This is a genomic window from Nonomuraea soli (assembly GCF_013761175.1).
In the GTDB taxonomy this organism is placed as follows: domain Bacteria; phylum Actinomycetota; class Actinomycetes; order Streptosporangiales; family Streptosporangiaceae; genus Nonomuraea; species Nonomuraea soli.
Genome location: NZ_JACDUR010000008.1, coordinates 1 through 11,834, shown reverse-complemented (window position 1 = coordinate 11,834; position 11,834 = coordinate 1). Strand labels below are relative to the sequence as shown.

Sequence of the window (11,834 nt, the reverse complement as noted above, 5' to 3'; positions counted from 1 at the left end):
CTACGCCGTAGCTCTGCCGCCCCGCTCCGCTCCGTTCAGCGCCTGGTCGAGCCGCTCCAACGCCGGCGCCACAGCGGCGGCGTCGGTGTTGTCGCGCTCCCAGGCGGCCCTGGCCGCCACCCGGAGCCCCACGATCCCGTCGCCCTCCCCTTCCAGGTGCAGCCGCCCCTCGCGCCACTCGGCCCGCCACCCGCCGTCGTCGCCCTCTGAGTACGGCGCCTGCAAAGCCGACAAATCGCGCCCGATGTAGGTGGGCCGATGCCGGGGCACGGCGGTCAGCACGTCGACCGGAGCCGCCACCCCGGTCAGCACCAGCAGGCTGTCGACCCCCGCCCCCGTCGCCCCCTCGATGTCGGTGTCGAGCCGATCCCCCACGACCAGCGGACGCTCCGCCCCCGTCCGGATGATCGACTCCCGATGCAGCGGCGGCTGAGGCTTGCCCGCGTAGACGGGCTCCACCCCCGTGGCCGCCGCGATCACCCGCACCATCGCCCCGTTGCCCGGCAGCTCCCCCCGGGCCGTCGGCATCGTCGAATCCCCGTTGGACGCCACGAACAACGCGCCCTGCCGCACCGCCAGCGTCCCCTCGGACAGCAACCCGTACGAGATCCCCGGCGCGATCCCCTGCACCACCGCCGCCGGACGCTCGGCAGCCGTGCTCACCGGCCGCAGCCCGCGCTCCCTGAGCGCCTGCCGCAGCCCGGTCCCACCGACCACCAGCACCTTCGCCCCTGCGGGCACCCGCTCCGCGATGAGCCGCGCCGCCGCCTGAGCCGACGTCACCACATCTCCCGCCTCCGCCGGAGCACCCAGATCCCGCAGATGCTGGGCGATGGCGGCGGGCGTGCGGGAGGCGTTGTTGGTGACGTAGGCGAGCTTCGTCGTCTTCTGCGCCCGCTGCAGCGCCTCAGGAGCCCCCTCCACCGCCTGCGGCCCCAGATAGACGACCCCGTCGAGGTCGAGCAGCAGGGTGTCGTAGCCGTCGATCAGCACAGGGCCTCCGTTTGACTCTCACGCTGCGTGAGACTCTAGCGTCGTGGTCATGACACCTGAGGAACGCGTCGAACTGTTCGGCGATTTCAACCCCGGCGACTACGCCGCGGAGGCCGAGCAGCGGTGGGGCGGCACGGACGCCTGGGAGCAGTCCCAACGTCGCATGTCGTCCTTCGGCAAGCAGGACTGGCAGCAGTTCATGGCGGCCTTCGGCGACCTGTCGAACCGCATGGCGGACCTGCTGCGCTCGGGCGCACCCGCGACGGGCGACACGGCCATGGAGCTGGCGGAGGAGCACCGGCAGCTGCTGACCCGGTGGTGCTACGACTGCACGTACGAGATCCATCGGGGGCTTGGGGAGATGTACGTGGCGGATCCCCGCTTCACGGCCAACATCGACCGCACGGAGCCGGGGCTGGCCGTCTTCATGCGAGACGCCATCCTGGCCAACGCCAACCGCGCCACCGCCTGAGATCACCACCTCGGGCCCGCCTCCGGGCCACCGCCCGAGGGCGGCGCCCGAGACCGGCGCCCAAGGCCACCGCCGAGACCACCGATTCTGAGGGGCACCCCGCAGGTCACCACCGCAGGTCAGCCGCGCAGGTCACCACCGCAGGTCACCACCGCAGGTCGCCCCCGCAGGTCGGCCCCGCAGGTCGGCCCCGCAGGTCGGCCCCGCAGGTCACCACCCGAAGCCATCGCCTGAGACCACTGCCTGAGGCGGCTCGCCCCGGCCTTCTCACCCCTCGTCTCCCCCGCCCGTTGCGTTGCCTCCGCCCGCTTCGCCTGCCCGGCCCGCTTCGTGGCCCCCGCCCGCCCGCACGTGCCGCCCACGGACCTTCCAAAGCCCCGCCCGGCGCCCCCGCGCACCGGGTCAACCCGACGACAGAGCCTCCCGTCAGGCGCTCCGCCGACGAGCCTGCAAGGTGGCCCGGACGCTGCGCAGCGCCTGGGCGTAGTGACGCTCGTCGGGCCGCATGGCGACGGCGATCGCCAGCGGCTCCTGAGCCCCCTCCATGTCCCCCGTCCGCCACAACGCCAGCCCGAGCCCGAAGTAGGCGTAGTCCTCCGCCGGGTTGGCCGTGACGATCCTCCTGAAGCTCTCGGCGGCCAGGGCGTACTGCCGCGAATTGAACTGAGCCCTGGCCAGCGCCTCACGAATGCTGCGTGACTCGGGCTCGGCCAGTGCGGCGCGCTCCAGGAGAGCAGCCGCGGCCGCCGGGCTCCCTTCGCTCAGCAACCGCACCCCGCGCTGATACCAGTCGTAAACATCACCCTCGGGATCGGTCATGGTCTGGGGCCTCCTCACGACTTCCACCGGCTATGTGGGAACATGCCCGATATGGCGACACCCGAACTGCCGGTGCCCGATGGGCTCATGCTGCGTCCGTTCCGCGGAGTCCGGTTCGCCGTGGACGACCCGGCCAAGGTGACCTCCCCACCCTACGATCTGATCTCCGACTCCGACGTCGACGAGCTGCTCGACCTGCACCCCGACAACGTGGTCCGCCTGATCCTGCCCAGCGGCAGCGACCGCAGGTACGACCAGGCGCGCGACACCCTCCAGGAATGGCTGGCCAAGGGAGTCCTGGTGCCCGACGACACCCCCGGCCTCTACGTCTACGAGCAGAGCGGCCCCGGCGTGCTCCAGCGCGGCCTCATCGGCGACGTCTGCCTGGCCGACCCGTCGCAGGGCATCGTGCTCCCCCACGAGAACGTCATGCCGGGCCCCGTCGCCGACCGGCTCGCGCTCATGAGCACCACCCAGGCGAACCTGGAGCCCATCTTCCTGCTCTACTCCGGCGGCCCCGACCTGTCGATGACGGACGAACCACTCATCGACACGCAGACCTCCGACGGCGTACGGCACCGCCTGTGGGCCATCACCGATCCCGGCGCCATCGCGAACATCAACGCCCACCTCCACGACAAGCAGGCGCTCATCGCCGACGGGCACCATCGTTACGCCACCTACCGCGAACTGCAGCGCCGCGAACGCGCCGCCGGCCGCGGTGACGGCCCCTGGGACTTCGGCCTCGCCCTCCTCGTCGACTCCGACGCCTACCCGCCCGACCTCAAAGCCATCCACCGCGTCATCCCGGGGCTGCCCCTGTCGGAGGCCGCCGCCCGCGCCAAGGGCTCATGGCAGGTGCACGACTTCGATTCGCTCCCCGCCGCCCTCGAAGCCCTCGACGACGCGACCGAACCCTCCTTCCTCCTCGGCGGCGAGGACGGCTTCCATCTCATGACCGACCCCGACCCTCTGCAACTCGCCCACGCCATGCCCGCGGAGCACTCGGACCGCTGGAACTCGCTCAACACGGCCGTTCTGACCGAGTTCGTGCTGCCGAAGGTGTGGGGGATGCAGGACGACGAGCATTCGGTGCGGATCGTGCACCACGACGCCGCGGCCGCCGTACGGCTGGCCGTGGAGACGCAGGGCACGGCGGTGATTCTGCGCGCCTTGGCGGTCGGCGATGTGCTCGCCGTGGCGGCAGAGGGGGAACGGGTGCCTCGCAAGTCCACCTCCTTCGGTCCCAAGCCTCGGACGGGCCTGGTGCTCAGGACCTTCGACATCGACTGACGCCAGCATTGCTGACGGATTGGCTGACGCCAGCGCTGCTGCCGACTTACTGATCCCAGCGCTGCTGCCCCGGATTGAGGCGGCGCCGACGTCGGACGCGCCCCAGGGCCGTCTTGCCTCAGCTGCTGGTCTTGATCACGTCTCAGGGGCAGAGGAAGCGCCGCCTCCTGCCCGTGGGCGTACGACCTGACTCCTCGCCCGATTGCCGGGCGACCTGCTCGTACCGCCCGATCAGTCCGTACCGGCCGCTGCACATGCCGTTGGCCGCACCGCCCGCCCCGCAAGCCGTTGGCCGGACGGGCCGCCACCCATGCCTCAGCCGACCGTTCACCGCGCACGCCGCACCCTGACCGACCACCGCACGCCGAGGCCGGACGGGCCGCCTCGCACACCCCAGCTCAGCTGATCACCGCGCACACCCAGCCCGGCCAACCCTCGCGCATGCCGCGGCCGGGCCGGCCAATGGCATGCAGGTGCCGACCCGTCCAATGGCGTGCCGGGGCCGGGCCGGCCACCGCACGCAGTTGCCCGGCCGGGTGCCGCGCAGGCAGGGCGCGGTTAAGTCATTGGCCCGTTTTTCGCCGCCGGGAAGTAGCCCTTGTCATGCGGCGCCGACCGCTTGTAGACCATTACGGTGCGCGTCCACGAGAGGAGCTCGTCCCCGTCCTGGTTGAGCCCTCGGGTCCGGCACGTGACGATCCCCGCGTAAGGCCGCGACCGGGACTCCCGTTTCTCCGTCACCAGCGACTCCGCGTACAACGTGTCGCCGATGAACACCGGGTGGGTCAGCCGGATGTTGTCCCAGCCCAGGTTCATCAGCGCGGTCTGGCTCACGTCGATGACGGACAGCCCCAGGACGATGGCTACGGTGAGACCCGAGTTGACGATGATCTTGCCTACCGGAGCCTTCTCCGCGAAGTGCGCGTTGAAGTGGTTCTGGTTGGTGTTCATCGTCAGCAGGGTGAACCAGGTGTTGTCGGCTTCGCTGATCGTGCGGCCGAGGGGATGCTGGTAGACATCTCCCACCTGGAAATCCTCGTAGTAGCGGCCGAGGGCGGGTTCGTGCACCGTCATGCGTCCTCCGTTGTCAGGGGGCCCAAGCTCATGATCTGACGTTTCCGCGGTCAATGGTCGTCATGCCACACCGGCGAGGTCGGAGACGCTGCGCGGCGCGGAGGGTTCCGCCGGCTCCGTTGGCTCAGGGGATGGCTCTGACAGGGACGGCTCCACGGGGGCCACGGTCTTGGCCTCGACCTCGTAGCGCCAGACCTTGGCTCCGTTGGGCCCGAAGATGCGTGAGCGCAGCGAGCCGGTCATCTCGATCATGGTGCGGGCTTCGATGGCCGCGAGAGCGTCGGCCACCTCAGGGTCGAAGGTGACGCACGGGACGATGTCGCAGGGCCGGCGGCTGCGGCCAGGACCTGGGCGCCTTTTGACGATGACCTTCCAGGTGGTGAGCGTGTCGCCGCTGGGCATCGATCTCTGCTCGGGCACGGCTGACAGACGTCCGACCAGCACCACTTCGTTGCGGTCCATGTGACCTCCCCGGTCGCGTTGGATTCGGAGATCACTCTTTACGATGATGGGGAGGCCGGAGCGGCTCGAATGCCGTTCTGTGGACAGCCGTTCATGTCGGGAGTTGCCAGTGGACGACACCATCACCGCCCTCGGCGGCGACGTATACGAGATCGACACCAGGATGGCCGGTTATTCGGGCATCACCGCCGGCTATCTGATCATGAGCGATCGGCCATGCCTGGTCGAGACGGGGACCGCGACGTCGTCGCAGACGGTGCGCGACGCCATCGCCTCCCTCGGGGTCGGCCCCGGCGACCTGGCCACCGTGGTCGTCACGCACATCCACCTCGACCACGCGGGCGGGGTCGGCGACATCGCCGGATACTTCCCGAACGCCCAGGTCGTCGTGCATGAGAAGGGCGCCAGGCATCTGGTGGATCCTGGACGCCTGATGGCCAGCGCCCGGATGGTCTGGGGTGACCGGCTCGACACGCTCTTCGGCGAGATGTCCCCCACCGAGGCCGAACGCATCGTCGCCCTCGGCGACACCGGCTCCGTCGACCTCGGCAACGGGAGGAAGCTGACGAGCCACTACTCGCCGGGACATGCCAAGCATCACGTGGGATTGGTGGACTCGGCCACCGGCGACCTTTACGTCGGGGACGCGGCCGGGGTGTTCATCCCGGAAACCGGCGATGTACGGCCGGCGACGCCGCCACCGGACTTCGACCTGCAGACCGCGCTGGACTCGATCTCGCTCTTCCGCGCCCTGCAGCCCCAGCGGTTGCTGTTCAGCCATTACGGGCCGGTCGACGAAGTCCAGGATGTGCTGGAGCGGTCGGCGGAGGAGCTCAACGTCTGGGTTGATCTGACCCGGCAGGCTCATGGGGAGGGCATGGACCTCGACCACGCGGTGGCGATGGTTCGTGATCGGACCCGGGAGCGCTACGCGGCACTGAAGGCCGACGACCTCGCGGAGCGGTTCGAACTGCTCAGCCCGGCCGAGTCGAACGTCGCGGGGATCATGCACTGGCTGGGCAAGGTCTCACCGTAGGTGACGGGAGCTGGGGGCTCGTGACTGTGCCCGCTCCGCCGTAGCTGGCGGGAGTTGGGGGCTAGTGACGTGCCCGCTCCGCCGTACGAGATCGCTCTTGTACGGCGGAGCGGGCCTGAGGTCAGTGCTGGTCGCCCTTGTCCTCGTCCTGCTGCTTGTCCTTGTCCTCGGCGGGCTGGTCGAGGACGTCGCCGTAGACGGGCTCGATGAAGGCGGGGGTCACGCCGCGCTTGCGCTGCTCGTCGGCTTCGGCGTCGATGTCGCCGTCGAGGGCCTTCGAGGGCTTGACCTTGGACTGCTCCGCGTCGACGGAGATGTCTCGGTCGTCGTCGACGGGGGCGTCGGCCTCAACGGACGCTTCGTCCGACTTGTCCTCGTCCTCGTCCTCGTCAGCGGCGTCGTCGTCCTCGTCGGAGTCGTCGAAGTCCTCGTCTCGCTCGTCGTCGTCCGAGTCGTCCTCGTCCGAGTCGTCGTATGCGTCGTACTCGTCGTCGAGGTCCTCGTCCAGTTCGCCGGTTTCGCGGTCGTCGTCGCCGTCTAGGGCGTCCTCGACGTCTCGCTCGTCTTCGTCCTGGTCGTCTTCGTCGCGGTCGTCGTCCCGGTCGTCGTCATACCGGTCGTCCTGGTCCTCGCCCTGGTCGTCCTGGTCGTCGTACCGGTCGTCGATCTCCTCGACGTCTCGCTCCTCGTCGTCGTCTTCGTCCTCGTCGTCCTCCGTCGCGTCGGACGCGAGCACGTCGCCGAGGTCGACGTCGGCGTCCTCATCCAGGTCCTCGTCGAAGTCCTCTTCGATGTCCTCGATGAACGCGCCCGTCAGCTCGGCGTGGCGGTCGGCGGCGTCGGTCTCGCCGTCTTCGTCGAAGGCCGCCGCGCGGGCGAACCAGTCGACGGCCGCCTGCTGGTGGCCGGCCTCGGCGAGGGCGTCCGCGTAGGCGTAGGCCAGGCGGGCCGACCAGGGACGCGGCTGGGGGTCGCGCAGTTCGGGGAGGCGCTGCAGGGTGATGACCGCCGCGTCGTGCTGGCCGAGGTCGCGGCGGGCGCCGGACTCGACGATGGCCAGTTCGATGTGGCCCGCACGGTCGAGGCGCTCGGCCTCGCGGGACTTGACCAGGTCGAGCGCACGCTCGGGACGGCCGAGACCGCGCTCGCAGTCGGCCATCACGGGCAGGTACGCGTCGGAGCCGGTCAGGCGTCGAGCCGCGCGAAGATCGCTGAGCGCCTCTGCGTAGTGGCCGGCGCGGTAGGCGACGATTCCCGCCGCCTCGCGGACCACGCCGAGTCTGGCGGCGAACCTGCGGGCGACCTTGACGTGCTCGTGAGCCTTCTCCGGGTCGTCGTCCGCGAGTGCGCGCTCGGCGGCGACCAGGTGGCGGCCGACGAGGTCGGCCAGGTCACCGGGCAGGGAACGGAGCTCGTCGCGCACGTCGCGGTCGAGGTCTTCGGTGGTGATGTCGGGTGCGACCTCGGGGAGGCGCTCGCGCTGGGGCGCGTCCTCACGGTCGGGCCTGCCGAAGCGGGCGCGGGCTCCGGGCTGGCCGCCGTCACGGTCGCGGGTGAAGGGGCGACGGTCGCCACCGTAACCGCCACCTTCGCGGCGGGGACCACGGTCATCGCGGAAGCCGCCGCCTTCACGACGCGGACCACGGTCATCGCGGAAACCGCCCTCGCGACGGGGGCCACGATCGTCGCGGAAACCGCCCTCACGACGGGGACCACGGTCACCGGCGCTGTCGCGGTAGCCGCCGCCCTCGCGACGCGGACCGCGATCGTCACGGAAGCCGCCCTCGCGACGGGGGCCGCGGTCGTCACGGTTGCCGGGGTTGTCGCGGTAACCGCCGCCCTCACGGCGCGGACCACGATCGTCACGGAAACCGCCACCTTCACGACGCGGACCACGGTCGTCACCGAAGCGGGGGTTGTCGCGGTAGCCGCCCTCACGACGAGGACCACGATCACCGGCACTGTCGCGGAAACCGCCACCCTCACGACGAGGGCCACGATCGTCACGGAACCCGCCCTCACGACGGGGACCACGGTCACCAGCGCTGTCGCGGAAGCCGCCGCCTTCACGACGAGGGCCACGGTCATCGCGGAAACCGCCCTCACGACGAGGGCCACGGTCGTCACGGTTACCGGGGTTGTCGCGGTAACCGCCGCCCTCACGACGCGGACCACGATCGTCACGGAAACCGCCACCTTCACGACGCGGACCACGGTCGTCACCGAAGCGGGGGTTGTCGCGGTAGCCGCCCTCACGACGAGGACCACGATCACCAGCGCCGTCGCGGAAACCGCCGCCCTCACGACGAGGGCCACGATCGTCACGGAACCCGCCCTCACGACGGGGGCCGCCACGATAGCCGGGATTGTCACGGAAGCCGCCCTCACGGGCACCGCCCTCACGCGGCGCGCGGTCGTCGCGGTCGCGGTAGCCACCCTCGCGACGCGGTCCGCGGTCATCGCGGGACCCGCGATAGCCGGGGTTGTCACGGAAGCCGCCACCCTCACGACGCGGACCACGATCGTCGCGGTCACGGTAGCCGCCGCCTTCACGACGGGGGCCGCGGTCATCACGGTAGCCGGGGTTGTCACGGTAACCGCCCGGACGGCCGCCGCCGCCCTCACGAGACCCTTCACGAGGCCCGCGGTCGTCACGCCCGCGGTAGCCGCCCTCGCGGGGGCCACCTTCACGCGGGCCGTCCTCGCGGCGCGGGCCGCGGTCGTCGCGGGAACCGCGGTAGCCGCCGCGGTCGTCCCGCCGCTGGTAGCCGCCCTCTGGACGCCCGCCGCGCTCCTCGCGCGGCCGGTCGCCAGAACGGAACGGACGGCCCCCGCTGGAGTCCCGTCCCCGGTCACCACCATAGGAGCGCCGCTCCCCGTACCGAGGGGAGTCTTCGCGCCGGCGGTCGTCGTCCGATCCGTTGTCTCTGTTCACTTCTGGTCCATTCACGTGGCTGACGCTTTACGCGACGAAGGCCACCCGTGGTGGGGTGGCCCGGTCTCACCAGCCTAGCAAGGCTGTGATGCCCACGTGACTCAAGGGCGTCGCCCGTAGGTGACGGCATGTACGGGGGACAGCTGGAACCACCCGAGTTCCACGAACCCGTGCCTGGCCAGAAGGTCGTCGTACCGCTCGCGAGGCAGCAGCTGGTCGTCGATCTGCGCCTCGAAATACTGCACGCCGGACATGATGCGGCCCGGCACGCTCTTGAGTCCCTCGTCGGTCGAAGGGAAGGGGAAGTCGGAGATGACGAACCATCCGCCCGGCTCCAGCGCGGCGAACACCCGCTTGGCGACCTCGTCGATGTCACGGCACTCGTGCATGGAGATGTTGTTGAGCACGAGCGTGTACGGCTCGGCGAAGCTCATCTCCTCGAGCGGCGACACGACGAGGGTGGCGTCGACGTCACGGATCTGCGAGATCGAGTACGCGTCTCCGTCGACGCCGGTGAGCGAGCAGGCGGGGAAGGCCCGTGCGAGCCGTACGAGACCGCGACCCGCACCGCATGCGGTCTCCAGGATCCTGCATCCCGCCTCAAGCCGCTCGGCGAGGCCGGGGATGCGGTTGAGCCCGTCGGGGACGAGCCGGTTGTAGAACGGCGTGCCGGTGTTGGCGACGCCCGCGATGAACTCCGGACGGCACGCGTCCCACCAGAGCCGCTCGCCGCTGCCCAGGACCTCCTCGAAACGGGTGAGGAACTCGTACTGCTCCATCTGCGGGAACAGGCCGCCGACGTAGCGGGGGCTGTCGAGGTCGAGCAGGAGCTCGGCGGTGAGCGGGTCGAGAGCGTAGGTGTCGCCCTCACGGGTGACGACCCCGGCGGCGAAGGCGCCCCTGCACCAGGTGGCGACGTAGAAGGGGTCGAAGCCGAGCTGCTCGGCCAGTTTGTCGGCGGTGGCGGGCGCCTCGGCCAGGGTGGCGATGAGGCCGGTGCGCAGCCCCATGGAGACCGTCCGGTGTCCGACGTATCCGGCTACGTGGTTGAGAAGAATCTCTGCTGTCATGAAGTCCACGGTCCCTGTCCAGGGATATATCGGCATAGTGCTGGAACTGGAGCGCGACTGGTACACAAAATGGAGCATGAAGGGCTACGGACAGTTCTGCCCCATCGCCAAGGCGGCCGAGTTGCTCGATCAGCGCTGGACGCTGCTGATCCTGCGCGAGCTGATGTGCGGCAGCCAGCAATTCAACGAGATCCGCCGGGGCGTGCCCAAGATGTCCCCGACGCTGCTCAGCCGCCGCCTGAGAGATCTGGTCAGGTACGGCATAGCGGTCAAGACCCCCGACGGTCGCTACCTGCTCACCCCCGCGGGCAAGGAGCTGCAGCCCCTCGTCGAACTGCTCGGCACCTGGGGCACACGATGGATGCCCGATCTGGGCGACCCCGACCTCGACCCTCACCTGCTCATGTGGGACATCCGGCGCAGCGTCGACCTGACCGCCCTGCCCACCGGCCGTACGGTGGTCCAGGTCGTCTTCGGCGACCTGCCGGGAGCGGGCCGCGAATGGTGGCTGGTGCTCACCCGCGACGGCGCGGACACGTGCGACTTCGACCCCGGCTACGAGGTCGCCGCCCGGCTGGAGGTGCCGCTGCCCATCATGACCGCGGTCTGGCGCGGCGACGTCAGCTGGGCGGAGGCCAGACGACGCGACCAGCTGCGCGTCAGCGGCTCCTTCGAGCCCCGCTGGTTCCTGCTGAGCAAGTTCGCGCCGGTCGAGCGTCCGGAAATGGATTCGCCCGAATCAGACGCTTTGGGCCACGATGGCTACCATGTCACTCCGCTTCCATGAGATCGCCGAAGCCGGCCACCGCATCCTCAACCCGTTCACCGAGGACAAACTCCGCCTGCTCGGCGAGATCTGCCGCATAGCCCCCGGCACCCGCCAGCTCGACCTGGCATGCGGCAAGGGTGAGCTGCTCAGCACGTGGTCCCTTCAGTACGGCCTGCAGGGCGTCGGCGTCGACATCAGCCGCGTCTTCCTGGAGGCGGCCGGGAAGCGGGCGGTGGAGCTGGGTGTCGAGGACCAGGTCAGTTTCGTGTACGGCGACGCGGGCGCTTACGAGGCGGAGGAGGACTCCTTCGACATCGTCTCGTGCATCGGTGCGACATGGATCGGCGGTGGGCTCGCCGGGACTTTGGAGTTGATCCGCAAGCCGCTCAAGCAGTCCGGCCTGGTGCTCGTCGGCGAGCCGTACTGGATCAGCCCTCCGCCGAAGGGCAAGGGCGAGGAGTTCTCGGAGTTCACCTCGCTGGCGGGAACCGCCGAACGGTTCGAGGCGGCCGGGCTCGAACTCGTCGAGATGGTGCTGGCCGACCAGGACAGCTGGGATCGGTACGTGGCCAGCCAGTGGATGACCCTCAGCGACTGGATCCGCGACAACCCGGACGACGAGGAGATCGAGGAGGTCAAGGAGTTCCTGGCGAACTCTCGCCGGCCCTATCTCGAGTGGCAGCGGGACCACCTCGGATGGGGCGTCTTCGTCGCACGGCCCCTCTGAGGGTCGATGGGACCACGTAAACGCCAGGAGGCCCGGTGCACGGGTGGGTCTCCTGTGTTCCTGCAAACGCAGAAAGGCCCGCACCGAGTCACCCCGGGCGGGCCTTTCTGATCAATATTTGTGCGGCGGCGACCTACTCTCCCACACCCTGGCGAGTGCAGTACCATCGGCGCAGAGAAGCTTA

12 protein-coding genes are annotated in these 11,834 nt (G+C 69.9%); 6 read left to right on the top strand and 6 right to left on the bottom strand.

Going from position 1 to position 11,834, the window contains the following annotated elements:
* Window positions 1–993 carry an HAD-IIA family hydrolase gene (locus HNR30_RS36270; protein ID WP_181614677.1) on the bottom strand — a complete coding sequence of 331 codons (993 nt, stop codon included), beginning with the start codon at window positions 991–993 and terminating at the stop codon, window positions 1–3.
* Window positions 994–1,042: 49 nt separating this feature from the next.
* Between HNR30_RS36270 and HNR30_RS36265 the strand changes: the two genes are divergently transcribed.
* The gene (locus tag HNR30_RS36265) at window positions 1,043–1,465 is read left to right on the top strand and encodes a TipAS antibiotic-recognition domain-containing protein (RefSeq protein WP_181614676.1); all 423 of its coding nucleotides are present in this window, start codon (window positions 1,043–1,045) and stop codon (window positions 1,463–1,465) included.
* A gap of 426 nt (window positions 1,466–1,891) precedes the next feature.
* Here the strand turns inward: HNR30_RS36265 and HNR30_RS36260 are convergent, their stop codons facing one another.
* Window positions 1,892–2,284 carry a tetratricopeptide repeat protein gene (locus tag HNR30_RS36260; RefSeq protein WP_181614675.1) on the bottom strand — a complete coding sequence of 131 codons (393 nt, stop codon included), beginning with the start codon at window positions 2,282–2,284 and terminating at the stop codon, window positions 1,892–1,894.
* 51 nt (window positions 2,285–2,335) lie between these two features.
* Between HNR30_RS36260 and HNR30_RS36255 the strand changes: the two genes are divergently transcribed.
* Window positions 2,336–3,577, top strand: coding sequence for a DUF1015 family protein (locus HNR30_RS36255; RefSeq protein WP_246380012.1), 1,242 nt, complete (start codon window positions 2,336–2,338; stop codon window positions 3,575–3,577).
* A gap of 558 nt (window positions 3,578–4,135) precedes the next feature.
* On the opposite strand, the gene HNR30_RS36250 is transcribed toward HNR30_RS36255, so the two are convergent.
* Both HNR30_RS36250 and HNR30_RS36245 read right to left on the bottom strand, forming a co-directional pair.
* On the bottom strand, window positions 4,136–4,651 hold the full coding sequence (locus HNR30_RS36250; protein WP_181614673.1) for a MaoC family dehydratase: 516 nt from the start codon (window positions 4,649–4,651) through the stop codon (window positions 4,136–4,138).
* Between the two features lie 60 nt (window positions 4,652–4,711).
* Window positions 4,712–5,113 carry a single-stranded DNA-binding protein gene (locus HNR30_RS36245; protein ID WP_181614672.1) on the bottom strand — a complete coding sequence of 134 codons (402 nt, stop codon included), beginning with the start codon at window positions 5,111–5,113 and terminating at the stop codon, window positions 4,712–4,714.
* Between the two features lie 163 nt (window positions 5,114–5,276).
* Here HNR30_RS36245 and HNR30_RS36240 point away from each other — a divergent pair, with 163 nt between their 5' ends.
* Window positions 5,277–6,149: an MBL fold metallo-hydrolase gene (locus tag HNR30_RS36240; RefSeq protein ID WP_246380031.1), complete on the top strand. Its 873-nt coding sequence runs from the start codon at window positions 5,277–5,279 to the stop codon at window positions 6,147–6,149.
* Between the two features lie 121 nt (window positions 6,150–6,270).
* Here HNR30_RS36240 and HNR30_RS36235 read toward each other — a convergent pair whose 3' ends face one another.
* The gene (locus HNR30_RS36235) at window positions 6,271–7,572 is read right to left on the bottom strand and encodes a hypothetical protein (RefSeq protein WP_220134425.1); all 1,302 of its coding nucleotides are present in this window, start codon (window positions 7,570–7,572) and stop codon (window positions 6,271–6,273) included.
* Between HNR30_RS36235 and HNR30_RS36230 the strand changes: the two genes are divergently transcribed.
* Window positions 7,516–9,162, top strand: coding sequence for a hypothetical protein (locus tag HNR30_RS36230; protein ID WP_181615244.1), 1,647 nt, complete (start codon window positions 7,516–7,518; stop codon window positions 9,160–9,162). The two genes, HNR30_RS36235 and HNR30_RS36230, sit on opposite strands and share 57 nt — an antisense overlap.
* 23 nt (window positions 9,163–9,185) lie before the next feature.
* Here the strand turns inward: HNR30_RS36230 and HNR30_RS36225 are convergent, their stop codons facing one another.
* On the bottom strand, window positions 9,186–10,154 hold the full coding sequence (locus HNR30_RS36225; RefSeq protein ID WP_181614671.1) for a class I SAM-dependent methyltransferase: 969 nt from the start codon (window positions 10,152–10,154) through the stop codon (window positions 9,186–9,188).
* A 76-nt stretch (window positions 10,155–10,230) separates the two neighbouring features.
* On the opposite strand from HNR30_RS36225, the gene HNR30_RS36220 reads away from it, so the two are divergent.
* Together HNR30_RS36220 and HNR30_RS36215 are read left to right on the top strand one after the other, a co-directional pair.
* Window positions 10,231–10,941: a winged helix-turn-helix transcriptional regulator gene (locus HNR30_RS36220; RefSeq protein ID WP_181614670.1), complete on the top strand. Its 711-nt coding sequence runs from the start codon at window positions 10,231–10,233 to the stop codon at window positions 10,939–10,941.
* Window positions 10,922–11,650, top strand: a complete 729-nt coding sequence (locus HNR30_RS36215) for an SAM-dependent methyltransferase (protein WP_181614669.1) — start codon at window positions 10,922–10,924, stop codon at window positions 11,648–11,650. Before HNR30_RS36220 ends, HNR30_RS36215 begins: the two co-directional genes overlap by 20 nt.
* The last annotated feature ends 184 nt before the right edge of the window (window positions 11,651–11,834 follow it).

Excerpts from the sequence above, each read along its gene's own strand:
- HNR30_RS36245 (WP_181614672.1), bottom strand. The coding sequence starts at position 5,113 with ATGGACCGCAACGAAGTGGTGCTGGTCGGACGTCTGTCAGCCGTGCCC.
- HNR30_RS36215 (WP_181614669.1), top strand. The coding sequence starts at position 10,922 with ATGTCACTCCGCTTCCATGAGATCGCCGAAGCCGGCCACCGCATCCTC.
- HNR30_RS36265 (WP_181614676.1), top strand. The coding sequence starts at position 1,043 with ATGACACCTGAGGAACGCGTCGAACTGTTCGGCGATTTCAACCCCGGC.
- HNR30_RS36225 (WP_181614671.1), bottom strand. The coding sequence starts at position 10,154 with ATGACAGCAGAGATTCTTCTCAACCACGTAGCCGGATACGTCGGACAC.
- HNR30_RS36260 (WP_181614675.1), bottom strand. The coding sequence starts at position 2,284 with ATGACCGATCCCGAGGGTGATGTTTACGACTGGTATCAGCGCGGGGTG.
- HNR30_RS36220 (WP_181614670.1), top strand. The coding sequence starts at position 10,231 with ATGAAGGGCTACGGACAGTTCTGCCCCATCGCCAAGGCGGCCGAGTTG.
- HNR30_RS36255 (WP_246380012.1), top strand. The coding sequence starts at position 2,336 with ATGGCGACACCCGAACTGCCGGTGCCCGATGGGCTCATGCTGCGTCCG.
- HNR30_RS36250 (WP_181614673.1), bottom strand. The coding sequence starts at position 4,651 with ATGACGGTGCACGAACCCGCCCTCGGCCGCTACTACGAGGATTTCCAG.
- HNR30_RS36240 (WP_246380031.1), top strand. The coding sequence starts at position 5,277 with ATGGCCGGTTATTCGGGCATCACCGCCGGCTATCTGATCATGAGCGAT.